Below are 23,723 nucleotides of genomic sequence, written 5' to 3'. Positions count from 1 at the left end.
TGTGTCAATTGAGCGTGCCGTGTTCAACGCGGCCCGCCTGACACTTCAGCCAAGAGCATGACATCACGCATCCGATCCGTCCGGCAAACGCCGCGCCCGCCCTCGTGGCTCGTCGCGCTGTGCATCACCATCGTGTCCTCCCTCGCGCCTTCGTTCGCGCACGCGGACTGGTCCGTGGTGCAGGCCGACGCGCCCGTCACCGTCATTCACGACGCGAGCCTCTATCAGGCGGGCGCCGGGCAGCGCCTCGGCAATGCGGATATCGTCGAAACGGCTTCGCATGGCATCGTGCAGATTCAGGACGACGCGGGCAACCTCCTCGCGCTCGGCGCGCAAACGCGCGTGCTGCTCGAGCGCAATGCGCGCGTATCGCTGCTCGACGGCTGGGTCAAGCTCGCGCACGCGTGCAGCGGCGCGCCATGCCTCAAGCCTGTCGTCGAGACGTCGCTCGGCGTGACGCTGCTCGGCGACGACGCCTCGATCATCGTCGCCGCCCTGCGCTCCAGTGCGCCATCCACGCAGGGCGACACCGACATGATCTTCAGCGAAAGCGGCACGAGCCAGTTGCTGTCACGCGTGAGCGGCGGCCCCGCGCCGGTGCGCACGGGCCTCCCGCAGGGCCAGTTCGCCTCGCAGAGTGCGGGCGCAGCGGTCAAGGTGGCGCCGCGTCCGTCGAGTGCGTTTCTTGCCGACATGCCGGTCGCGTTTCGCGACGCGCTGCGCCCGCTTCCCGCCGCGCAGCGGGCGCCCGTTCAAGACAAGCCCGCGAACCCGCCGCGCGCCGTGACCTACGACGACGTCTCGGCATGGCTTGCGAGCGCACTGCCCGTGCGCACGCGGGCCGACACGCGCTTTGCCACGCGCTTTCGTTCCCGTCTTTCCGATGCCGCGTTTCGCCGCGACATCGACCGCAACCTCGCGGCGCTCACCGAGTGGCGCGTGCTTCTGTATCCGCCGCGTCCGCGCATGCAGCGCGCGTCGCACTTCACCGCCAGATAGCCATGAAACTGTCAGTCGCCGTCAAGTTCAACCTCGTGTTCCTTGCCATCTTCGCCATCGGGCTGACGGCTGCGGGCATCGTCGCCGATCGCGTGCTGCAACAGGAAGCGCTCGAGCAGACGCGCCACGACGCCGACGTGCTGATCACCGCAGCCGGATCGATGCAGCGCTACACGGCGCAGCACATCACGCCGCTGCTCGCCACGCAGATCAAGTACGAGTTTGTGCCCGAATCGATACCCGCGTTCTCCGCGATCGAGATGCTGAACATGCTGCAGACGCAGTTTCCGAACTTCTCGTACAAGTCGACGATGGTGAATCCGACCAACCCGCGTGATCGCCCGACCGACTGGGAAGCCGATGTGATCGCGCATCTGCACGACAACCCGCAGTTGAAGGAGATGACGGGCCAGCGTGATGCTCCTGCGGGCCGCACGCTCTTTCTCGCGCGCCCGAGCCGCATCACCGATGCCGCGTGCATGCAGTGCCACAGCACGCCGGCGGCTGCCCCGCGCACGATGATCGACAAGTACGGTTCCGCGAACGGCTTCGGCTGGACGATGAACGAGGTGATCGGGGCGGAGTTCGTATCGGTGCCGATGGCGCAGCCGATCGAGCGCGGGCGCGCCGTGTGGCGCACGTTCATGATTTCGTTGACGGCGGTGTTTGCTGTGGTGCTCGTGGTGCTGAACGTGATGGTGCATTTTCTGATCACGCGGCGGATTCAGTCGCTCTCGCGCGCAGCCGACGAGATGAGTCTCGGCAAGCTCGACGGGACTGCGTTGCCCACGCAGGGTGGCGATGAGATCGCTTCACTCGCTGTTTCGTTCGGGCGCATGCGGACGAGTCTCGTCGAGGCGTTCAAGATTCTTGATGAAGCGCGGTAAGGGGGGGTTTTCACTACGTCGTGGGATGTCGCTGGCGCTTGGGTTTAGTGTTTTTTGAACCGTTTGATGCGCTTGCGCTTCTATGGAACTTGTTTTCTTGTCGGTCTATTAGCTTCGCCCCTGTGCGGGGCGGCAGTCACTTTCTTTGCACAGGCATGCCGCTGGCGCTTGGGTTGGGCGGTTGTTCGTTGAACCGTCTGATGTGCTTGCGCTTCTATGAAACTTGTATTGGCTTTGGTTTATAAGCTTCGCCCCTGTGCGGGGCGGCAGTCACTTTCTTTGCACAGGCATGCCGCTGGCGCTTGGGTTGGGCGGTTGTTCGTTGAACCGTCTGATGCGCTTGCGCTTCTATGAAACTTGTATTGGCTTTGGTTTATAAGCTTCGCCCCTGTGCGGGGCGGCAGTCACTTTCTTTGCACAGGCATGCCGCTGGCGCTTGGGTTGGGCGGTTGTTCGTTGAACCGTCTGATGCGCTTGCGCTTCTATGAAACTTGTATTGGCTTTGGTTTATAAGCTTCGCCCCTGTGCGGGGCGGCAGTCACTTTCTTTGCACAGGCATGCCGCTGGCGCTTGGGTTGGGCGGTTGTTCGTTGAACCGTCTGATGCGCTTGCGCTTCTATGAAACTTGCATTGTTCTTGGTCTATTAGCTTCGCCCCTGTGCGGGGCAGCAGTCACTTTCTTTGCTGCTGCAAAGAAAGTAACCAAAGAAAGCAGCTATGGGCTCAGCGGTGTCAGGACGTGACCACGTTTGAGTCTTTCAGAGTGGCTCGGCCGTTGGAGTGTCCACCTCTGTGGGTCGGGCGAATTGGTACGCGGACCCACTGCGTCCTCGCACCTTCGAACGAAGTGGTAAGGCAGTCATTCATCCGTCTTGGCACTGCGTGCCCGACGAATGGTAAGTCGGGTGGCAAGGCATGGTCGGCGAAATTGCAAAGCATCTTACGTAGCGAAGCGCTTTGGATGCACGCCGCCGCAAGCGAAGAGATTGGGTTGTGTTGAACCGCGCGTCGGAGCGAAGCGAGGACGGATGAATGACTGCCTTACCACTTCGTTTAGCGGCGCGACGACGCAGTGGGTCCGCGTACCAAGCCCCTTAACTATGCGAGGGCGACACTCCTACGGTCGGGCCACTCGGAAGGAATCAAGCGTGGTCACGTCCTAACACCGCATGACTGAAAAGCTGCTTTCTTTGGTTACTTTCTTTGCAGCAGCAAAGAAAGTGACTGCTGCCCCGCACAGGGGCGAAGCTAATAAACCAAAGCCAATACAAGTTTCATAGGAGCGCAAGCGCATCAGACGGTTCTACAACCGCCCAACCCAAGCGCTAGCGACATCCCTGTGTGACTGCTGCCCCGCACAGGGGCGAAGCAAATAAACCAATATCAATGCAAGTTTCATAGAAGCGCAAAAACATCAAACGCTGTAAATCCACAAACCCGAGCAGCGACGCAAGGAGCGCCCCCGTGCTGAAGAACGAAGAAACACCGCAAACGCTAGGCCGTTACCGCATCGACCGCGTGCTCGGCCGCGGCGCCATGGGCGTGGTCTATCTGGCGTTCGATCCACACATCCAGCGCGAGGTCGCGCTCAAAACGATCCGCTCCGAGCTGCTGAACGCAAACCCCGACGAAGCGGCCGCCGCCCCCGCCCACGACCTGACCTCGCGCTTTCTCAACGAGGCGCGCGCAGCGGGAAGACTCGTCCATCCGCACATCGTGTCCGTCTACGACTACGGCGACACCGGCGACACCGCCTACATCACGATGGAGTACGTGCGCGGCGAAAGCCTCGCCGCGCGTCTCGCGCAGCACCGCCGCGCGGCCACGCGCATGGCGCCCGCACGCGTACTCGGCTGGTTCGCGCAACTGCTCGACGCACTCAGCTACGCGCACGACGCAGGCGTCATCCACCGCGACATCAAACCCGCCAACCTGCTGATCGCGCAACGCGGCGAATGCAAGATCACCGACTTCGGCATCGCGCAGCTCGACACGTCGCACCACACGCAGGCCGGCACGCTGATCGGCACGCCGAGCTACATGTCGCCGGAACAGTTCACCGGCGAGGCCGTCGACGCCCGCGCCGACCTGTTCTCGGCAGGCGTCGTCCTATATGAAATGCTGACGGGCGCGTGTCCGTTCACCGGCACGCCGGCCGTCGTCATGCGCCAGGTGCTGAACGACATGCCGGGCGCGCCGTCCGGACTCGCGCCCGACCTCCCGCCCGCGCTCGACGCGATGGTACTGAAAGCGCTCGCCAAGCGCCGCGAAGACCGCTTCGCTTCAGCGTCGCAATGGCGCGCGGCGCTCATCGCCCTCATCGATACGATGCAACACGCCGACGACGCCGACGACATCGACCGCACCATCGTCACGATGACCGAGCCGGCCCCGGCCTTCGAACTGCCGCAGGCGGATGCGCAAGCAGCCTCGATGCAATGGCCGCCCGAACTGCTCGCGCGGCTGGAGCAGCGCCTCGCGAGCCACGTCGGCCCGATGGCGACGGTGCTCGTGCGACGCGCGGCCGCCCAGGCGGGCGACTCGCAGGCGCTTTCGGCGCAGCTCGCCGCGCACTTTCCCGACGACGTCGCCCGCCGCGAGTTCGACGCGCTGCTCGCGGGCCACGCGGGGCCGGTCGAAGGCGGCGCGTCCGCTGTCACGCTCGACACGGCGCTCGTCGACGACGCCACGCGGCGGCTCGCGGCCTACGTCGGCCCGATCGCACGCATCGTCGCGTCGCGCGCGGCGAGCAGGACGAACGACGCGGGCACCTTCTACCTGCGCCTCGTGGACGCCGTGCCCGACGAGAAGGACAAGGCAGCCCTGCGCCGCGAGCTGGGACTCTCAGCCGACTGAATCCGTCTCGACGAGCAGCCGCGCGAACAGTTCCGAATCGAGCCGGTCGCAAGAGAGCCGCTGCGACGCGTCGAGCCGCCACCATTGAGCAGCGTACCGCGGCTTTGCGCGATCACCCTCCACGGGATCGCACGCAAACTGCTCGATCCGCGCATCGAATCCGGCGAGCGCGAACTCGCCTCGCAGCGTGGACAGCGCGAGGTCTGCGGCCGCCCCGTACCACGCGCGCGAAGGCACGGCACCGTCGTCGATGCGCGCGGCGATCGCAAACGGAAAGTAGCGCCCGACCGCATCGAGCCCCGGGCTCAGCACACCGGCATACGCGTGCTCGTCGACGACACCCGCGCCGAGCGCGAAACACCACACCGGCATCACGAGGTAATGCGAGAGCCACGCGTCGCCGAGCCGCCCGCGCGCCGCGACCATGCCGCGCTGAAGCCAGTCGTCCCAGCGCGCGACGAAGGCCGGCGAAAAGCCGCGCGTGACGAAATCCCCATGCGTGCGCACCTTGCCGTAGTAGCCCATCTTCGCTCCTGCGCTCACAGTTGCAGCGGACAGCGAAAGCGGTCGAGGAGCCCCGGGCGGAACGGGTTCACGACGCTGTTGGCGTCGATCTCGATCAACGCCTCACCGCCGCCGAACGACACGCGAAAGCGGTCCGGCTGGCCGGTCTGCTCGAGGCGCGCGGAGTCAATGAGACGCAGCAGCGCCCACGGACCGCTCGCTGCGGGCGTTCCACCCGCTGCGAGAGGCGGATCGATCTCGACATGCGCCTGCCCGGCGCCCTTGCCGCCCTGCCACTGGAACGCGGTGGCGGCGGCCGTCGCGTCGCGGGTCGCGACGAGCTGCTGGCCGTCGATATCGAGCACGAAGCGCTTCACCGAAGGATCGAGCGTCAGCATCTTCGCGGAGAAGCGCACCGAGATGTCGCGTCCGCCGTCGCGAAACATCGCGTCGCGAATCTGCGCGGCACGCTGGAACTGCGCGAGCACGTCGTCGGAAATGCCGAGCGAACGCCCCTCCGGACGCCAGCGCCATTGCGCGCCGGTCATGTCGACACTGTTCTGCAGGTTCTTCTGGAAGAAGTCGTCGATCAGGCCGCCGGGCGCGAGGACGCGGGCAAAGTCGTCGGCCGTGGCGTCGCGCGCCGACGCGCGCACGAACGGATAGCGGCCGTCGAGCGCCTGCCGGCACAGCGGCGCGACGCTCGCGGCCCACATCGCGGAAAGGCGCGCGTGCTCGCCTCGAACGCGCGACGAATCCGCGTTGCCCGCGACGCCGTCGAGCACCGATGCGAGCGGCGCGGGTGCGCCCTGCGCGAGCAGCTTCAGCTTGTCGAGCGAGGCGGTGGGCGGCGGCGGCAGCGACTGCTTGCGCGCGGAGTCAGTGGCTTCGAGCGTGGCGGCGGCGTCCTTGAGCGCGGCGATCGGCTCGTCGAGCGACGCGCCCGCGAGATCGTGCAGCGCCTGAAAATGCACGTCGACAGGATCGGTGTCCGGCGCCGCCTGCGCGGCAGCCGCCGGCTGCCCGAGCTTCGCGCCGAGGCTCTTCTTCAGCTCGTCGAGCTTGCCGGTATCGGCGGGGGTGGCCGGTGCGAGCGTCGTCTCGCGCGCGGCCGCCTGGATCAGGTCGCGCAGCGGCGACTTCGCGGCGCCAAGCAGGTTCGCGATGCGCGCGCCCTGATCGGGCGCCGAGAACGGCACCACGCCGACGTCGTTGAGAAGTGCGTCCCACTGCCGGATCATCTCGTCGGCATAGAGCTGCGTGAGCGCGCCGCGCAACTCGTCGGTCGCGGCGGCGCCCGGCTTCGTCTGCGCGCGGCCGAGCACCCAGTCGTCCTTGCTCACGTTGGCAAGCGCGATCTCGCGCAGCCGCACGAACTCCTGAAAGCCGGCCCGCGTGTACGCGCCGTCCACGCCGCGCGTGAGCGGCTGTCCGCTCTTGCGCACGAACACGAGCACGCCGTTGGGCCCGGCGGCCTTTGCCACCGAGAACGCCGGCAGCTTCAACTGAAACAGCTGCTCCTGGATGCGGCCCGAGAGGCGCTGCGCGAGCGGCACGCGGTCGAGCGCGGCGCGCGCCTTCGCGATCAGGCTCTGGTCGAGCGGCAGGTTCGAATCGAATTCGCCGGGCTCCAACAGCGCGGCGAGATGCTGGTTCAGCTCGGCGCGCTGGATGTCGCTCGCGCTCTGCAACGGGCCGCGCAGCCAGTCACGCATGGTCCAGCCGATGAGCGCGCCGGCGTCGAAGTGAGCGGGCTCGCCGAGCATCAGGTACGCGCGCAGCACCTCGTATTCGTGCGCGGCATCGCTCGCGTCGCCGCGGCGCAGCTCGTCCTCGATGCGCTCGACGACGATCGGCAGCAAGGTCTGCTGAAGCAGCCGCCGGTACACCCGCCGCGACTCGCCGCCGAGCTTCTCGCGCTGATCGAGGCCGAACTTCGCCCACCACGGCGAGCCGTGCGCGCGCTGATCCGCCTCGCCGCCGGGCAGGTCGCGGGCGGCGTCGAGCAGCGGCAGCAGCGCGAGCGGATCGTCGTTGCGCGGAATCTGCGCGGCGAGCTTCTGCACGACCGCGATCTGCTGGCGGCTCTCCTCGACGAAGCGCCGGTTCGCGCGGTCGCTCACGAAGAGCCCGATGAGCCCCGCCACGAGCAGCACGCCGACCGCCGCGATCGCGATCTTCTGGAACCGCGCGCGCCGCCGCTCGACACGCTGGTTGCCGAGCGCGAGCCCCGCTTCCTCGAAGATCACGTCGCGCATCAGCCGCTTGACGAAGTACGCGCGGCCGCTCGCGGCGTCCTGCAGGAGCACTTCGCGCTGCAGGCCGAGCGCCGCGGCCACCGAGCTCATCATGCGGTCGAGCGGGCGGCCGTTCTGCGTGCCGCTCGTGAAGTACACGCCGCGCAGGAGCGACGCGCTGTCGAAGCGCGAGTCGCTGAAGGCGTCTTCGAGAAAGCGCGCGAGCGGCGCCTCCAGGCCCGCGAACTGCTGGGGGAACGAATAGATCAGCGAGCGGCGGCGCACGTCGGTTTCCTGCTGCATGCGCTGCATCACGCGGTTCTGCAACTGCTCGTGCAGAAGGCCGAACTCGGCGGGAAAGCGCCCGAGCGGCGTCCAGCGTTCGTCCGATGCGACGTCCTCGCCGTACGGAAACGTCACGCCCCAGACCTGCTCGCGCTCGTCGCGGCCGAGGTCGTCGAAGAATTCGGTGAAGCCCGCCAGCATGTCGCTCTTCGTCACGATCATGTAGACCGGCAGCCGCATGCCGAGCTGCGTGTTCAGCTCGCGCAGCCGCTCGCGCACGGCCGCGGCATGCGCGGCGCGGGCGGCGTCGTTCTGCTGGAGCAGGTCCAGCGCGGAGACCACGACCATCACGCCGTTCAGCGGCCGGCGCCTGCGGTACTTGCGCAGCATCTGAAGGAAGCCGAGCCACGCGCTGCGGTCGGCCGCTCGATGGCTGTCCTGCGTCGTGAAGCGCCCGGCGGTGTCGAGCAGCACGGCGTCGTCGGTGAACCACCAGTCGCAGTGGCGCGTTCCGCCGACGCCGCCGACCGCCTGCGCGCCGAGCCGGTCCGCGAGCGGAAAGTTCAGCCCCGAATGCACGAGCGCCGTCGTCTTCCCGGCGCCCGGCGCGCCGACGAACATGTACCACGGCAGGTCGTAGATGGTCTGCCGGCCGAAGTCGAGCCAGCGCGACCTGAAATCCTTCTTGCCGTCCCTCGCCGGGTCCTTCACCGCGCCCGCGCGGCGCAGCGTCTTCAGCGCCTCCTCGAAACGCGTGCGCAGGATCGCGAGATCGCCTTCCGCGGCCTTCTGCCCTTCGTCCGGCTCGCGGCTTCCCGCTGCCGCATTCGCGACGAGACTGCGCACGAAGTTCGAACTCGCGAGCCGCGTCCTAAGCCAGCGCCCGCCCCAGTAGAGCCCCCAGACGGCGAAGACGAGCGCGATCAGCACCCAGCGGCTCGCCTCGCTCGCGAGCGGCGCGTGGCCGTCGAACGCGAGCAGCGGCCCTTCGAACCACAGCACGAACGCAAGCGCGAGCGCGCCGTAGAAGGTCATCGCGACCGGTCTTCTCAATGCACTGATCCACTTCATGACGCCGCTCCAGGCGAGAGAATGACAATGTCCACGCGACGGTTCTTCGCGCGGTCCTGCGGCGTGTCGTTCGGCGCGATCGGCTCGGTGTCGCCGCGTCCTTCGGAACTCAGGCGCGCGGGCGACGCGAGCCGCGCCGCGAGAAACGCGCGCACGGTGTCGGCGCGCGCCTGCGACAGCACCACGTTCGACGGAAACCGCGCCGAGAGAATGCGCTGGTTGTCGGTGTGCCCGACCACCACGATGTTGCCGGGCTTGTCCTGCAGCGCCTCTGCGATGCGCTGCATCAGCGGATTGAAGCGCGGATCGATGTCCGCGCTGCCCGAGGCGAAGAACTGCGCGCCGTTGGCCGTGCTGTTGATCGTGACGGTGGTGCGGTCCGGCGCCTCCGTGACCGTCACGAGCCCCTGCGCCACCTCCGGGGCGAGAAAGCCCGCGAGCGACGCCGCGAGCTTGGGCGCCGCATTCACCTTCGACGCCAGCGCCTCTCCCGGCGCGACGCGAATCTGCCGCAGCGAGGCGAACACCGGATCGGAGAAGTCGTTGATGCGCAGGCTCAGCACGAGGCTCGCCGTCACCAGCAGGAACGCCGCGGCGGCGAGCGCGACCCACAGCGGCACGAACTGGAACAGGCGCTTGCGCTCGCGCGGCGCGGGCTGCCAGTGCGGCGAGAGCGCACGCTCGAGCGGCGTGCGCTGCGCGCGGATCAGCTGCTCGAGCCGCTCGCGGATCGTTTCGAGCTGCGTGCGCCCGCCGTCGATCAGCCGGTAGCGCCCGTCGAAACCGAGCGACAGCATCACGTAGATCAGTTCGAGCAGATCGACGTCGGCGGCGGGCGTCTGCGCGAGACGCTGCAGCAGGCCGAACACGCGCTCCCCGCCCGAGGCCTCGTTGTGAAACGTGACGAGCAGGCTGCGCCGGCCCCACACGCCCGCGCCCCACGGCGTCGCGGCGATCGCCTCGTCGATGAACGTGCAGAGGCAGTAGCGCGCGGGGCCGAGCTGCGCATCGGGCACGCCGAGCGCGCGGCCGTTGCGCTCGAACGTGCGCACCATCTGCACGAGCTGCTCGCGCAGCGAATCGAGGTCGGGATGGCTCGTGAGGCGCCGCAGCGGCAGTGCGATTTCAAGCAGCGGATTGGCCGCGCGCAGGAGCCGGTTGCGCCCCGGCAGGTTCGCGTCGAGCGGCGGCAGCGCGGCGGCGGCCGGACTCGCGCGCGCGCTCTCCTCGCGGCGCGCGCCGGGCGTCGGGATGCGGATGGTCTGCGCGGCGTCGAGAAATTCCGGCTCGCGGCTGGCTTCGTTGGTATCGTTGGTCATTTGGCTTGAGCCTCAGGCGGGTCAGCGGCGAATCGCCCAGCACTCCATGACGAGCCCCGGGAATTCGCCGGCGACGTGCAGCGCCATGCCCGCCGAAGCCTGCAATGCCTGCCAGCCCTCGTTGCGGTCATCGAGTTCGAAATAGACGTAGCCGGCATAGAACGGCAACTGGCGCGGCGCGACCGGCAGCGCGCGCAGGCCGATGCCCGGCAGCTGCAGGTTCACGAGATCGCGGATGCGCTCGATCGCGCCGATCTTCACCTGCGCGCCGAACGCGGACAGGATCGTCTCGGTGGGCACCTGCGCGCGCACGGCGAGCACAAAGGTGGCGTTGGTGAAGAGCGAACGGTCGCCCACCTGCGCGACGCGCAGCCCGTAGCGGCGCTCCTCCAGCGGAATCGGCACGACGGTCGGATCGGCGACGCGGGCAAGCGCCGCGCGCAACGCGTCGATGACGGGCATGAACGTCTCCTTCAGCCGGTCGTGGCGATACACCGGAAAGACCGGCGCGCGCCGCTCGCGCTGGCTGAACGTCGAGAGATCGCCGGCCAGCTGAATCGCCGACTGGAAGAACGTCTCGGGATGGCAGCCCGTCATCGCTTCGAAATGCGCGACGAGCGGCTGCGCGCGGTTCACCGTCTGAAGCAGGAGAAAGTCCGCGATTTCGGCCGTGCCCGCCGCCTCGGGCTGCGCGAGGCGCGCGGCGAGCGCTTCGCCGCGCTGCTGAAGCAGGCCGTTGAGTTCCGTGGCGAAGCGCGCGAGCCGGTCCGCGACCTTGTAGTCGAGACACGGCGGGCAATAGTCCTCGTCGAGCACGACGCGCGAGTCGGCGAGCCGCTCGACCACGCGCGCGACGCCGGCTGTCGCATGCGCATGCGCGACATCCGGTTCGAGCGCAAGCGAGAGGCGCAGCTTGCCGACCTGCAGGAGCGCGCCCGCGGCATCGGGGTCGTTGCTGTCGTGCGCCTCGAAATCGGCCGCACGATAGCGCGCGAGATTGTCGCGCGTCTCCTGCCCGCCCGACTCGGGCGCGCCCGGGCGGCGCAGCGGCAGCGCGAGCACGACGAGCAGGTTCGCGGTGCCTTCGGGAATGTCTAGCGGCGCGGGCAGATCGTCGTCGGCGGGGAGATCGAACGGCGTGCCGTCGGGCAGCACCCCGCTTGCGCGGCGCAGGCCGAGCTTGCCGAGCTTGAGCAGCGCGTCGTCGATCTCGATCGACGTGAAACCCCAGCCATACGGGCGCAGACCCGCGGCGCGCGCTTCGAGCTGCGTCTCAAGGTGGCGGTCGTGCTGCTGCAGATGCTGCGGCTGCAAGAACATGCCTTCCGACCAGATGACCTTGCTGTTCCAGTACATGATTCCTTCGCTTCTTTGTGCGTGGCATTGGCGCGACGGCGCGCGTGGGGGTGTGCTTGCTCTGGTGGCGTGCGGACGGCGCGTCAGCGCTCGGGCTCGTTCAGCGCGCCGCTCAACGCGTCGAGCTGCGCCTGATACGCGCGGCTGAACGGCTCGCCGAAGACCTGCTGGAAGTCGTCGCCCGCGTGGCGCAGCGTGTCCTCCCAGGTCGCGACGAACTGGTTCCAGAGCCGCGCGTGACGGTTCGACAGCACCGCTTCGAGGCGCCCCGCGGGCGGCAGCTTCTGTTCGATGCGCCCGGGCGCGATATCCGCGAGCGCGTGCGCAAGCGCCGCGCGCATCCCGGCGAGGACCGCCAGCTCGTGGGCCTGCAGATCGCGAAACGCGCCGCGCAGCGCTTCCTCGGGCGCAAGGTAGCCCGCGCTCGGGCGGCCCAGCATCTGCGCGAGCGCGCTGCCGGCGTCGGGGAAAAACTTGAGCGGGTTGTTGTCGCGCGACTCGATCATCGTCATCGCGATGCGCGTCTCGTGCTTCGCCGTCGAGCGCGAGCGCAGCGCCGTCATCGCGCCCTGCGTAGCCTCGCGCAGCATCGCGCCGATCAGGCGGGCAAGCTCCGGCGCGGGGCGCGGATCGACCTGCCTCGGGTCGAGGCCCAGCCCTTCGAGCAGCGCGGCCAGGACGGGGTCGAGGGTAGCTGTCGTGTTGGTGTTGGCGTTGGCGCTGCCATCGCGTGCGGGTTTCGCGGGCGGCTCCTGCGGCGTCGCTGCAACGTGCGGTTGCGAGGGCGCAAACGACGGTTCCGGCGCGGCATCGACAGGATGTTGCGGCGCTTGCGGCCATACCGCTTCGCTCGTCTCATGCGGTGGCTCCTGCCGCGTCTCGTGCGCGCCTTCATCATCCGCTTGCGGCGATCGCTCGACGGAAGCCTTGCGCGACGGTCCGCGAATCGCGCCCTGCATGCCTTCGCCAAAAGCCGCGGGCGACGACGGTTCCACCGCCGTGAACTGCGCTTGCGGCCCCGGGCCGTCCGCCGCCGTCTTCCCCGCCGCGCGAACCTCGACGGTGTCCGCATGATCCGGCGCTGCCTGCGCATGCGATGCGAGCGCGTCGTAGTCGTCGGGGATGAAGGCCTGCGGACGCGGCGGCGCCGCGGATGCGGGTTGCGCCGGCGCGGATTTCATCTGCGGCATGGCGGAAAACGCGCGCTCCGGCGACAGGTGATCGAACGCGGACTGCCCCTCGCGCGACGACACCGCCGGGCGCGGCATGCCGAGCGGCCCGTCGCCGCTGCCGAGCGCGGCGATGAGCGCCTGATTCGCGTCGATGCCCGAGGGCGGCGCATCGCGCAGCAGCGGGACCGCGGCGAGCGGATCGGGCAGGAAACGCGCATCGCCCTGCGGCGCATTTTGCAGCGCGTTCTGCGCCACGTTTCGCGGCGGCTCGGGATCGGCGTCCCAGTCGGGCGGGATGAGCGGGGGGATCAGCGGCGCGTCGGCGGGCGTGGCGGCTCCTGGCGGCTGCATCGCGGGGCTCGCGCGCGGTTGACGTTCGGGCGCCTTGCGCATGTATTCGGCAGCCGTGTCGCCCGACGAGAGCGGCAAGGCAAACGCATCGGCCGGACGCTGCGCGTCATGCCCGGCGGACGCGCCCGCGAGCACGTCTTCCGCGCCCTCGAACGCCACGTCGATCGAATACGCGCCGATCGTGATGCGATCGCCGTCGCGCAGCACCGCCTCGCGCGACGCATCGAGCACGCGAGCGTTCACGAGCGTCGGATTGCTGCCGAGATCGACGAGCACGCACGCCCCTTCCCGCCACTCGATGCGCGCCTGCACGCGCGAGATCGCGCGCTGCCCGTCCGGCAGCGCGACCGTGCAGTCCGCCGCGCGGCCGAGCGTCGCGCCCCCGGCGCCCACGGCGATGCGGCGCGGCGCGGCTTCTCCGTTGACCATGAGGGTCAGGGAACGATTCACTGACATGCGTTGCTCCTCGACATCAAAACGTTAGGTGGCTTACTTCGCGACATGGCGCGTGCCGTCGTCGGCATCGCGCGGCGGCTTCGGCGGCGCGGGCGGGACATTGACGGGCACCACCGGCGGGCCGGGCACGAGCGGGATCGGAAAGCTCGACATCTCGATGGTCTCCGGCCCGATCAGGATGTACGACGTGCCCGCGCGCAGCGCGATGCTCACGCCCGCCTCGATCACCACGGTCATGCCCGCCTTGACGTGCGCGGCCATCCCGACGCCGAGCGAATACTCCGTGCCGACGTACTGGTCGTGATTGCGCATCGTCGCGTTCGACACGCTGCCCGCCACGCTCTGCGTGCTGCTGCCCCTGACGGTGTCGTTGCGCGCGCCCTTCGTCTCGACGAACTCGTCGCCCTCGACGCTCAAGTGCCGCTCGTGGCCGACGTTCATCAGCGCGTCGTGCCTGACCCACGTTTCGTGATCGCGCTCGGCGTGGAAGAACAGTTGCTCGTCGCCCTTGCGGTCGTCGAAGCGCATTTCGTTGTAGCCGTTGCCGCCCTTGGTCGAATTGCTCTTCACCGTCGATACCGCCGCGTTGGCGGGCAGCTCGTACGGCGGCATGTTGGTGGAGTTGTAGACCGCGCCCGTGATCACCGGGCGGTCCGGATCGCCTTCGATGAACTCCACGAGCACTTCCTGGCCGATGCGCGGCAGGTGCATCGCGCCCCAGCGCTTGTTCGCCCAGCTCTGCGCGACGCGCACCCAGCAGCGGTTCAGCCGCTCGCCCGCCGCCGACGGCGCGAGCTGCTCCCAATGGAACTGCACCTTCACGCGGCCGTACTTGTCGGTGAGGATCTCGTCGCCGTCGGGACCGACCACCACGGCGGTCTGCGGACCGGCCACGCGCGGCACCGGCGTCGTGCGCTCGGGGCGGAAGCTGTTGTCGGAGCGAATCGCGGTGAACGAGCAGTCGAAGAGGCGCCGCGACGGATCGCTCGACGAAACGTACGCATCCGAGAACACCTCGAAGCGTGCCGCGGTCACGAGGTATTGCCGGCTCTGCGCCGCGGCCGGATGATCGGCGAGCCGGAACAGGCCGCCCGCCGCGATGCCGCGCGCGGTCGCAAAGCCGTCGATCGTCTCGTTGCGCGTCTGGCTGATCTCGACGCCCGCGCGCGCGAACCGCTCGCCGTCGGCCGCCTTGACGTGGCCCGTCAGATGCTCCTGCATCACGTAGCGCGGCGCGTCGTACGGCGCGGCACGCGTCGCGCGGGCGACGAGCCCCTGCTGGTTGCTCACCGACGCCTTCTCGAAGTCGTAGTCGTTCACTTCGTAGCGGCCCGTCTGCAGCGTCGCGCCCGACACCCACCGGTAGACGCACTCCTCGTCCTGATCGGGCTCGTCCCACGCCTGATAGGGCACGCTCTCGTAGTGCTCGATGGGCCGGTGCGCCGCGTTCGAATCGGCGAGCACGAGCGTGTGCTTGCCGAGCGAATACTCGAACAGATAGTGGATGCCCTCGCGTTCGAGCAGGCGGCTCACGAAATCGAAATCGGTCTCGCGATGCTGCGCGCAATGCTCGATCGCGGCATAGGTCGCGGTGCACGCGTTGCGAAAATCGATGCCGTAGTCTTCGAATACGCTCGCGACGATCTGCGGCACCGTGCGCTGATAGAAGAAGCGCCGGTGCGACGCCTGCGTAAGCAGCCAGAGGCGCGGATGCACGGTCGCCTGATAGCGCGCGAGGCGGTTGCGGGTCGTGTCGCCGGGCACGATGAGGCGCAGTGTCGTGACGATGCCGTTGAACTGGCGCTCACCGCCCGCCGGATAGTCGAGCGTGACCGACGCCTCCTGGCCGAGCACCGCTGCCGGATCGATGTCGTTGCGCGGGCTCAGGAACGCGATCTCGAACTCGCTCATGCGGCCGAGCGCCTCGCTGCCCGTGAGGGTGAGCAGCACGGCCGTGTCGCCGAGCGCCGCGCAGTCGAGCCGGACATGCCGCGTGTTACTCGAAGGCATACGTGAACTCCTCGCCCTCTACGCCGACATGCACCTTCGACATCGTCGTTCCCGCCATCACGCGCGTGAGGAACTCCGTGCTCACGCGCGGCAGGAGGCTGTTGGTCAGGATCGCGTCGATCATGCGGGCGCCGCTGTCGAGCCGCGTGCAGCGCGCGGCGATCAGGCCGACCGCTTCCTCGTCGTAGGTGAACGGCACACGGTGCGAGCGCGTAACGCGCGCCTGGATGCGGCCGAGCTGCAGGCGGATGATCGCGCGCAGCATCGCGTCCGAGAGCGGATAGTACGGAATGGTCACCATGCGCCCGAGCAGCGCCGGCGGGAAGGTGTCGAGGAGCGCCGCGTGCAGTTCGCGCTCGATGGTTTCCATCGGCGGCATGTTCTGCGGATCGCGGCAGAGCGCCGCGATGCAGTCAGTGCCCGCGTTCGTCGTGAGCAGGATCAGCGTGTTGCGAAAGTCGATCGAGCGGCCTTCGCTGTCCTCCATCCAGCCCTTGTCGAAGACCTGGAAGAAGAGTTCGTGCACGTCCGGGTGCGCCTTCTCCACCTCGTCCAGCAGCACGACGCTGTAGGGCCGCCGCCGCACCGCCTCGGTCAGCACGCCGCCCTCGCCGAAGCCCACGTATCCCGGCGGCGCGCCCTTGAGCAGCGACACCGTATGCGCCTCCTGATACTCGCTCATGTTGATCGTGATGAGGTTCTGCTCGCCGCCGTAAAGCTGCTCGGCGAGCGCGAGCGCGGTCTCCGTCTTGCCGACGCCCGAGGTGCCCGCGAGCAGGAACACGCCGACCGGCTTGTCGGGATTGTCGAGGCCCGCGCGCGAAGTCTGGATGCGCCGCGCGATCATCGCGGTGGCGTGGCCCTGGCCGACGATGCGCCTGTCGAGGTTCTCCGCGAGCCGCAGCACGCTGTCGGCTTCGTTCTTCACCATCCGCAGGACGGGGACGCCCGTCCAGTCCTGCACGACCGCCGCGACCGCCTGCCGGTCGACGCCCGCGAGGATCAGCGGCGCGTCGCCCTGCGCGTCGGCGAGTTCCTGCTGCAGCGCGCGCAACGCGTCGAGGTCCGGGTTGACGTCCGCGGCCGGCGTGTCATGCATCAGCTTCGCGCGGTGCTCCAGCACGGCCTTCACCAGCTCGCGCTCGCGCGTCCAGCGCGCCTCGAGCGCGGCGAGCCGCTGCGTTTCCTCGTCGAGCGCCTTCGACGCCGCCTCGTGGCGCGCCGCCGTGTCGACGCCGATCGCATGCTCGCGGCCGATCACGTCGAGTTCGATGCGAAGCGCCGCGATCCGCTTTTGCGCGTCGTCGACGGCGGGCGGCGTGGCGTGCTGGCTCACCGCGACGCGCGCGCACGCCGTATCGAGCAGGCTCACCGACTTGTCCGGCAACTGCCGCGCCGGGATATAGCGATGCGAGAGCCGCACGGCCGCCTCGATCGCCTCGTCGAAGACCTGCACGCCATGATGCTTCTCCAGCGCCGCGACGATGCCGCGCATCATCGTGATCGCCCGCGCCTCGTCGGGCTCGCTCACCTGCACCACCTGAAAGCGCCGCGTGAGCGCCGGGTCCTTCTCGATGTGCCGCCGGTACTCCGACCACGTCGTGGCCGCCACCGTGCGCACCGTGCCGCGCGCGAGCGCCGGCTTGAGCAGGTTCGCGGCATCGCCCGTGCCCGCGTTGCCGCCCGCGCCGACGAGCGTATGCGCTTCGTCGATGAAAAGGATCACCGGGCGCTCCGCGTTCTGCACTTCCTCCAGCACCTGGCGCAGCCGCGTCTCGAACTCGCCCTTCACGCCCGCGCCCGCCTGCAGCAGCGCGACGTCGAGCGTGCGCAGCGTGACGTTGCGCAACGCGGGCGGCACCTCGCCCGCGACGATGCGCTGCGCGAGCCCTTCCACCACGGCTGTCTTGCCGACGCCCGCTTCGCCCGTGAGCAGCGGGTTGTTCTGGCGGCGGCGCATGAGGATGTCGATCACCTGGCGGATCTCCTCGTCGCGTCCGACGATCGGATCGAGCGCGCCCGAGCGCGCCTGTTCAGTGAGATCGACGGTGAAGCGTTCGAGTGCGGCCTGCGTGGAAGGCGGCGCGGACGCCGCTTCGGCCTTCGCGCCCGGCTGCGGTTCCTCGGGCGAGCCCTTCGTCAGCGTTGCGAATGCATCGACGAGTTCATCCACGGCGATCTTGTCGAACTCGCGCGAAATGCCGCGCCACGCGTTGCGCAACGCCGTCGTCTTCAGCACGCCGACCAGCACGTGCGCGGTACGCACGCGCGGCGCGTCGAACAGCAATGACCCGTACACGTAGCCGCGTTCCACGGCTTCTTCGAGCTGCGAGGAGATGTCCGTGATCGACGTCGAGCCACGCGGCAGGCGATCGAGCGCTTCGGTCAGATCGCGCGCGAGCCTCGCTGGCTCGATCTCGAAATGCCGGATCACGCGATGCAGGTCCGAATCCGGCAACTGGAGCAACTGATGCAGCCAGTGCGCGATCTCCACGTAGGGATTGCCGCGCAGGCGGCAGAACGTCGTGGCGCTTTCCATCGCGCGAAAGGCGAGCGTATCGAGCTTGCCGAACATCACGGCACGGCTGACTTCGGCCATGGTCGATCCTTATGGTTTGAGACGGCCCGTCGGGCCGATGGGGTTGAGCACGAGCTGTTTCGCGTCCGCGGTCGCGGCGCGCGCATGCAGCCAGGTCGTGTAGCCGAGGCGCTGAGTGCGCCCGAGCGCGAGACGCGGCACGTCCGCGCGGCGCAGTTGCAGGTTGAGGTCCCACGCGAGCGGATCGCGCATGTAGTTGCGGATCCAGTCGGCGAGCTTTTCGAGACTCGCGCCGCCGGGCAGAAAGCGCGTGTAGTCCGCGATCGTGAGCGGGCCGAGCACCACGCGAAAACGATGCTGGCGATCCCACGTGCGCGCCCCGACGAGCGTCCCGACACCGAGCGCCGCGCTTTCGTCGTGCGCGCCGAGCCGGGTGAGCGATGCCTTCGGCAGCGCGAGCCAGTGCCCGACGTTCTCGATGACATCGGCGGGCACCGCGAAGTAGCGCGACAGAATGAGGCGCAGGCCGGCCGCATGGCGCGTGGGCCCCGAGAGCAGCCCCGCAAAATGCAGCTTCGCAAAATCGTGCACGCTGTCGGCCTCGCGCAGCGCGGGCTCCGCGAGACCGAACGTGCTGCCCACGTACACCGAGAAACGGTCGCCGTTGTCGCGATCGAGGCTCACGACCGGCTGCGCCGCCGCCCAGCCGCGATAGAACAGCGACACCATGCGGTGATGGAAGACGTCGAGAAAGCGCGCGAAGGTCGGGTCGCCCGCGTTGCGGCTGCGATCGCGCACGTACTCGGTGAGATAGGTCGGCATCGGGCCGTTCGGTCCGAGCAGGCCGAAGAAGTTGACCGTGAGCCGCGCGGGCGCGTCGCCGTTCCTTGCGAAGGCGCGCAGCGTGGTCGGGAAGAACAGCAGCTCCGGCTCCTGTCCGAAGCGCACGGCATCGTCGCGGGGACGCAGCGACGCCCCGACGCGCGGCAGCTCCGGATGCGCGCATTCGATGAGGCGCACCGCCTGATAGAAGTCGAAGCGGTGCGCGTCGCCCGACAGGTGCGCGAGCAGTGTCACAGCGTCCGGCATTGCCCGCTCCCCGGCGCCCAGCGCATGATCTCGCCGCGCGACGTGCTGTTCACCACGGTCTCGGCAAACGAATTCATCGACACGTATTGCGTGAAGAACTTCGCGAGCACCGCGCCGAACAGAAACGCGCTCGCGCCTGCGAAGCCGCTCTCGTCGATGTGCACGGTCACTTCGAGCCCCCGGCCGAACACGATCGGCCCGCGCGACGGCAGGCGGCGCGTCACGGCGAGCGACCCGATCGACACGAGCGACTCGATCTGGCGCACCGCCGCGCCGTCGCCAAGGGGCGCGTAGAGCGCGAGCAGGTCGCGCATCGCGCGCGCGCCCTCGCCGTTCGCGCCGTCGACGAGCGACGCGTAGTTGAGTGACAGGTGGCTCAGGAGACGCCATGCCACCGAGCCGTGCGCATACGACGGCAACGGCCGGCTCGGCCCGCCGACGCAGCGCGCGCTCAGCACGGGCGCTTCCATGTCCACGATGAAGTCGGTGCCCGCGAGGCCGAGCGGCATCGAAAGCGGCAGGTCGCGGTTGGTGCACAGCACGCTCACGCCGAGCTGATGAAGGTCGCCGGGATAGGGCGCGTCGGTTACATCGACGAGCGAGATGAACGTCTCGCTGCCGATATAGCTCGAGCGCGCGCCGCGCTCCTGCTGGCGCGCAGACGGCAGCCGCTGCTCGCGGCGCACCTGGTAGTACGCGCCGCCGCCCTGCGGCACGCCCAGATCGCGTGCGCGATAGAACGGCTGGAACGGCACTTCCTCGACGCTGCCCGAACGGTATCCCGTCACGCCTTCCAGCTGATAGATCTCGAAGTCCATCGGCCGCGTGCGGTCCGCGACCACGTGATACTCGAACTGCTCGCCGGTGACCGCGATGCGGTCGGCGCGGCGCGCGAACAGGTTGATCGCGGGCGTGCAGTGAAGCGCGAAATGCGACGCGTCGAGCGATTGCTCGAGCGCCTGATCGCCGCGCGAGAGCAGCACGATGATCTCGACCTCGTGCGCGCTGCACCGGGCGAGATGCGCGCGCAAGCCCTCGATGCCGACGAACATGAAGCGCGGCGCGAACGCGAAATACTCCTGCAGCAGCCGATAGCCCGGAAACGACTGCGCACTGACCGGCAGGAGCGCTTCGCCGTCGCTCATGCCGAGCGGACGCACGGCCGATGCCGGCAGCACGGGCTGCGGCCCCGCCGCGCCTGCCCCCTTGCCCGGTACGACGAGCACGCCGAGCGACGCGCCGAGCAGCAGCTCGTACAGACGCCCCGGCAGGCCGTCGCCGCCTCGCAGATGAAGCGGCAGCGTGTCGAGCGCAAGCGTGTCGAAGGCGGCGCCGTTGACGGTGCGCAGCGTGAGGCGCAGGCCCGCCTTCACGCCGCGCGGCAGCTTCACGTCGACGCCGGGCAGCGAGCCGGTGTGCGTGAACAGGCGCGCCTGCGCAAGCTCGATCGGCCAGAGCTCCACCGGATGCGCCGTGCGAAATTCGCAGCGCGTCGAGCCGTCGCCGTCGAGCGCGCCGTGCAGCGCGGTGCCGCGCGGAATCTTCGCGCCCTCGGTGAGCGAAGGGTGCGTCATGTCCGGCTGGAATTCGACGATGGTCATCGAAGGCGTCGGCGCGAGGTAGTGCGGATAGACCAGTTCAAACAGATGCTGCGTGAAGCGCGGAAACTCGGCGTCGATCTTCATCTGCACGCGCGCCGCAAGAAAGCTGAAGCCTTCGAGCAGGCGCTCGACATACGGATCGGCGCATTCGAAACTTTCGAGCCCGAGGCGCCCCGCGACCTTCGGAAACGCCTTCGCGAATTCGCTGCCCGTCTCGCGAACGTGCTGAAGCTCCTGGCTGTAGTACTTGATCAGTTCGGGGTTCATCGTCGGGCCATGGTGAGTTTGAAGGCAGCGGCGCCGCCAGGTCTCGCAGGAGATCGCAGAAAAGCGCGCCACCTGTCGAATACAACAGGCGGCAATCGCCTTTATTCCATCCGCTTTGTCGCTTCTCGCGGGCGCGGGCTCATGCCTCGCCCGCGCGCTCGCTCACGCTCACCTGCCCCGCTTCGAGGTCGAGCTCGGTGCGCAGATAGAGGCGCTCGGGCACCGGATGCGAGTGCAGGTCGCCTTCCACGATGAAGGCGAGCGCGTTGGGATGGCTCGCGGACGCTTCGTCGCGCACCGCCTGCACGCGCAGCGTGCCCGGCAGGATGCGCGGCTCGAAGGCGCGGATGGTGTCGTGCATCAGCCGCTCGACCTTCGCGATGTCGATGCCCGAGGCGCTCTTTCCCGCGATATCGGAGAAGCCGAAGTTCAGCACCGAACCCGCGACGTGCGGATAGCGCGCGATGTCCTGCGCCGACGCGATGCCCTGCGCGTTGAGCAGCCACGCGAGGTCACGCATCACGCTCTGGCGAAGCGCGCGTGGCGACGAGACGCGCCGCTCGCGCGCCTCGCGCGACGCGCCGGGTTCGTGGTCGGTAAGCCGTTCGAGGAGCGACGGCTGCAACCTGCCGGTCTGATCCATGAGGGCATCAGGCCTCGGCGTTCGCCGGGATGTTCCACTTGCTCTCGACGACACCGCCGTCCTTCGAGCCGTCCGGGCTTTGCGGCTGATACTCGACGTGGTACTTCTCGAAGTTCAGCGACACGACTTCGGTGAAGCGGTCTTCGCCGCCCGAGCCGCCCGTCGCGTAGTTCGTCACCAGCGCCTTTTCCATCGTGATCTTGTAGTACTCGAGCGGCGCGTTGCCCGCGGCCTTGCGCACGGTCAGGACCACGGTCGGATAGTGCGATCCCTTCGCGCAGGCGGTGATGATGGCGGGCGTCGCCTTGTCCGTGTACTTCGTGATCGACAGGTCCTGCACGGCCACCTTGCCGCCGCCGCCGCCCGTCCCGAGATGCATCGTGCCGGACTGGCTCATGCCCCAGTTCCACGAGAGCACGTCGATCTCGCCCTGGTGCGTCTTGTCGAGCGATTCGCCTTTCACGTCGCCGAGCTTCAAGAAAATATCGACTGCCATGTATTACTCCTTTGTTTGAAATGATTTGAACGACACGGTGAATTCAGGCCGCCTTGGCGGAAGGCAGCTTTGAAACGAGGCGCAGCGACACCGTCAGCCCTTCGAGCTGATAGTGCGGGCGCAGGAAGAACTTGGACGTGTAGTAGCCGGGATTGCCTTCCACCTCCTCGACCACGACTTCAGCCGCCGCGAGCGGACGGCGCGCCTTGGTGGCTTCCGTCGAATGCGCGGGGTCTCCGTCGACGTACTGGAGAATCCAGTCCTGCAGCCAGCGCTGCATGTCCGCCTTCTCCTTGAAGCTGCCGATCTTGTCGCGCGCGATGCACTTCAGGTAGTGCGCGAAGCGGCTGCACGCGAAGAGATACGGCAGGCGCGCGGCCAGGTTGGCATTGGCGGTCGCGTCGGGATCTTCGTATTCGGCGGGCTTGTTGAGCGACTGCGCGCCAATGAACGCCGCGAAGTCGGAGTTCTTCTTGTGCACGAGCGGCATGAAGCCGTTCTTCGCCAGTTCGGCCTCGCGCCGGTCGCTGATCGCGATCTCGGTCGGGCATTTCATGTCGACGCCGCCATCGTCGGTCGGGAATGCATGGACCGGCAGGCCCTCCACCGCCCCGCCCGACTCGATGCCGCGAATGCGCGAACACCAGCCGTAGACCTTGAACGAGCGGTTGATGTTGGTCGCCATCGCGTAGGCCGCGTTCGCCCATGCGTACTTGTTCGCGTCGGCGCCGGCGGTGTCTTCCTCGAAGTCGAACTCCTCGACGGGGCTCGTCTTCGCGCCGTACGGCGCGCGCGCGAGAAAGCGCGGCATCGCGAGGCCGATATAGCGCGAGTCCTCCGATTCGCGCAGGCTGCGCCATGCGGCGTGCTCCGGCGTCTGGAAGATCTTCGTCAGGTCGCGCGGATTGGCGAGTTCCTGCCACGATTCCATCAGCATGACGGAGGGGTCCGCGCCGGCGATGAACGGCGCGTGGGCCGCCGCCGAAATCTTGCTGATCTGCGTGAGCAGATCGACGTCGGGCGCGCTGTGATCGAAGTAGTAATCCGCCACCAGCGCGCCGTAGGGCTCGCCGCCGAACTGGCCGTATTCCTCTTCGTAGAGCTTCTTGAAGATCGGGCTCTGATCCCACGCGACGCCCTTGTACTTGCGCAGCGTGCGATGCAGTTCCTCCTTCGAGATGTCCATCACGCGCAGCTTGAGCGACTCGTCGCTCTCGGTGTTCGTGACGAGATAGTGCAGTCCGCGCCAGGCGCTCTCGACTTTCTGGAACTGCTCGGAATGCAGGATCACGTTGATCTGCGTGCTGAGCTTCTCGTCGATCTTCGCGATCAGCGATTCGATGGTGGCGAGCACGTCGTCGGATACGAGCTGCGTGTCGAGCAGCGCCTGTTCGGCGAGCGTGCGCACCGCGCTTTCCACGGCGTCCTTGGCGCGCTCCGTCTTCGGCTTGAATGCCTTCTGCAGTAGCCGGTCGAACTCGCTCGTTGCATCCGCCTGCACGGACTGTGCGGACGCTTCCTGCTGCTGCGGGTCGGGGGTGAGGTCTGCCATTGCTGTTCCTGAATGTGTCTGTGAATGAAGGGC

15 protein-coding genes are annotated in these 23,723 nt (G+C 68.2%); 3 read left to right on the top strand and 12 right to left on the bottom strand.

The features are described 5' to 3' along the window. The first annotated feature begins 57 nt into the window (after positions 1-57). The 3 genes from BG61_RS15280 (at position 58) to BG61_RS15270 (ending at position 4,742) form a co-directional block, all read left to right on the top strand. Positions 58-999, top strand: coding sequence for a hypothetical protein (locus BG61_RS15280; RefSeq protein WP_035938899.1), 942 nt, complete (start codon positions 58-60; stop codon positions 997-999). A 2-nt stretch (positions 1,000-1,001) separates the two neighbouring features. Further along, a complete protein-coding gene (locus tag BG61_RS15275; protein WP_035938901.1) occupies positions 1,002-1,886 on the top strand; it encodes a c-type heme family protein in 885 nt (294 codons plus the stop codon). A 1,464-nt stretch (positions 1,887-3,350) separates the two neighbouring features. Further along, positions 3,351-4,742 carry a serine/threonine-protein kinase gene (locus BG61_RS15270; RefSeq protein WP_051672548.1) on the top strand — a complete coding sequence of 464 codons (1,392 nt, stop codon included), beginning with the start codon at positions 3,351-3,353 and terminating at the stop codon, positions 4,740-4,742. On the opposite strand, the gene tagF is transcribed toward BG61_RS15270, so the two are convergent. The 12 genes from tagF to tssC form a co-directional block, all read right to left on the bottom strand. Next, positions 4,731-5,267: a type VI secretion system-associated protein TagF gene (gene tagF / locus BG61_RS15265; protein ID WP_051672547.1), complete on the bottom strand. Its 537-nt coding sequence runs from the start codon at positions 5,265-5,267 to the stop codon at positions 4,731-4,733. The two genes, BG61_RS15270 and tagF, sit on opposite strands and share 12 nt — an antisense overlap. A gap of 14 nt (positions 5,268-5,281) precedes the next feature. Next, positions 5,282-8,839 (bottom strand): type VI secretion system membrane subunit TssM, encoded by a 3,558-nt coding sequence (gene tssM / locus BG61_RS15260; RefSeq protein WP_035938904.1) that lies wholly within the window; start codon positions 8,837-8,839, stop codon positions 5,282-5,284. Next, the gene (gene tssL, locus BG61_RS15255) at positions 8,836-10,158 is read right to left on the bottom strand and encodes a type VI secretion system protein TssL, long form (protein ID WP_035938906.1); all 1,323 of its coding nucleotides are present in this window, start codon (positions 10,156-10,158) and stop codon (positions 8,836-8,838) included. Before tssL ends, tssM begins: the two co-directional genes overlap by 4 nt. A gap of 21 nt (positions 10,159-10,179) precedes the next feature. Beyond that, entirely contained in the window at positions 10,180-11,514 is a 1,335-nt protein-coding gene (tssK, locus tag BG61_RS15250) for a type VI secretion system baseplate subunit TssK (protein WP_035938907.1), read from the bottom strand. Positions 11,515-11,597: 83 nt separating this feature from the next. Further along, a complete protein-coding gene (tagH, locus tag BG61_RS15245; RefSeq protein WP_081868076.1) occupies positions 11,598-13,493 on the bottom strand; it encodes a type VI secretion system-associated FHA domain protein TagH in 1,896 nt (631 codons plus the stop codon). 33 nt (positions 13,494-13,526) lie between these two features. Further along, positions 13,527-15,503, bottom strand: coding sequence for a type VI secretion system Vgr family protein (locus tag BG61_RS15240; protein ID WP_035938912.1), 1,977 nt, complete (start codon positions 15,501-15,503; stop codon positions 13,527-13,529). Beyond that, complete coding sequence (gene tssH / locus BG61_RS15235; RefSeq protein WP_035938914.1) at positions 15,490-18,102, bottom strand: type VI secretion system ATPase TssH; 2,613 nt, start codon at positions 18,100-18,102, stop codon at positions 15,490-15,492. The genes BG61_RS15240 and tssH overlap by 14 nt, the downstream gene beginning before the upstream one ends. 9 nt (positions 18,103-18,111) lie before the next feature. Beyond that, positions 18,112-19,131, bottom strand: coding sequence for a type VI secretion system baseplate subunit TssG (gene tssG / locus BG61_RS15230; RefSeq protein ID WP_035938916.1), 1,020 nt, complete (start codon positions 19,129-19,131; stop codon positions 18,112-18,114). Next, on the bottom strand, positions 19,116-20,999 hold the full coding sequence (gene tssF / locus BG61_RS15225; RefSeq protein WP_035938919.1) for a type VI secretion system baseplate subunit TssF: 1,884 nt from the start codon (positions 20,997-20,999) through the stop codon (positions 19,116-19,118). The genes tssG and tssF overlap by 16 nt, the downstream gene beginning before the upstream one ends. Positions 21,000-21,138: 139 nt before the next feature. After that, positions 21,139-21,642 (bottom strand): type VI secretion system baseplate subunit TssE, encoded by a 504-nt coding sequence (gene tssE / locus BG61_RS15220; RefSeq protein WP_035938921.1) that lies wholly within the window; start codon positions 21,640-21,642, stop codon positions 21,139-21,141. Positions 21,643-21,649: 7 nt separating this feature from the next. Then, the gene (locus BG61_RS15215; protein ID WP_035938924.1) at positions 21,650-22,138 is read right to left on the bottom strand and encodes an Hcp family type VI secretion system effector; all 489 of its coding nucleotides are present in this window, start codon (positions 22,136-22,138) and stop codon (positions 21,650-21,652) included. A gap of 43 nt (positions 22,139-22,181) precedes the next feature. Next, positions 22,182-23,690 carry a type VI secretion system contractile sheath large subunit gene (gene tssC, locus BG61_RS15210; protein WP_035938926.1) on the bottom strand — a complete coding sequence of 503 codons (1,509 nt, stop codon included), beginning with the start codon at positions 23,688-23,690 and terminating at the stop codon, positions 22,182-22,184. Between the last annotated feature and the right edge of the window lie 33 nt (positions 23,691-23,723).

This window comes from Caballeronia glathei, assembly GCF_000698595.1.
GTDB classification, from domain to species: domain Bacteria; phylum Pseudomonadota; class Gammaproteobacteria; order Burkholderiales; family Burkholderiaceae; genus Caballeronia; species Caballeronia glathei.
The sequence above is the reverse complement of the archived record's forward strand: the minus strand, read 5'-3'. Positions and strand labels throughout refer to the sequence as shown.

What these genes read in the sequence shown, in the direction of transcription:
- tssE (WP_035938921.1), bottom strand. Translation starts at nt 21,642, where the DNA reads ATGGATCAGACCGGCAGGTTGCAGCCGTCGCTCCTCGAACGGCTTACC.
- tagF (WP_051672547.1), bottom strand. Translation starts at nt 5,267, where the DNA reads ATGGGCTACTACGGCAAGGTGCGCACGCATGGGGATTTCGTCACGCGC.
- tssG (WP_035938916.1), bottom strand. Translation starts at nt 19,131, where the DNA reads ATGCCGGACGCTGTGACACTGCTCGCGCACCTGTCGGGCGACGCGCAC.
- tagH (WP_081868076.1), bottom strand. Translation starts at nt 13,493, where the DNA reads ATGTCAGTGAATCGTTCCCTGACCCTCATGGTCAACGGAGAAGCCGCG.
- BG61_RS15275 (WP_035938901.1), top strand. Translation starts at nt 1,002, where the DNA reads ATGAAACTGTCAGTCGCCGTCAAGTTCAACCTCGTGTTCCTTGCCATC.
- tssF (WP_035938919.1), bottom strand. Translation starts at nt 20,999, where the DNA reads ATGAACCCCGAACTGATCAAGTACTACAGCCAGGAGCTTCAGCACGTT.
- BG61_RS15215 (WP_035938924.1), bottom strand. Translation starts at nt 22,138, where the DNA reads ATGGCAGTCGATATTTTCTTGAAGCTCGGCGACGTGAAAGGCGAATCG.
- tssC (WP_035938926.1), bottom strand. Translation starts at nt 23,690, where the DNA reads ATGGCAGACCTCACCCCCGACCCGCAGCAGCAGGAAGCGTCCGCACAG.
- BG61_RS15280 (WP_035938899.1), top strand. Translation starts at nt 58, where the DNA reads ATGACATCACGCATCCGATCCGTCCGGCAAACGCCGCGCCCGCCCTCG.
- tssM (WP_035938904.1), bottom strand. Translation starts at nt 8,839, where the DNA reads ATGAAGTGGATCAGTGCATTGAGAAGACCGGTCGCGATGACCTTCTAC.
- tssL (WP_035938906.1), bottom strand. Translation starts at nt 10,158, where the DNA reads ATGACCAACGATACCAACGAAGCCAGCCGCGAGCCGGAATTTCTCGAC.
- BG61_RS15240 (WP_035938912.1), bottom strand. Translation starts at nt 15,503, where the DNA reads ATGCCTTCGAGTAACACGCGGCATGTCCGGCTCGACTGCGCGGCGCTC.
- tssK (WP_035938907.1), bottom strand. Translation starts at nt 11,514, where the DNA reads ATGTACTGGAACAGCAAGGTCATCTGGTCGGAAGGCATGTTCTTGCAG.
- tssH (WP_035938914.1), bottom strand. Translation starts at nt 18,102, where the DNA reads ATGGCCGAAGTCAGCCGTGCCGTGATGTTCGGCAAGCTCGATACGCTC.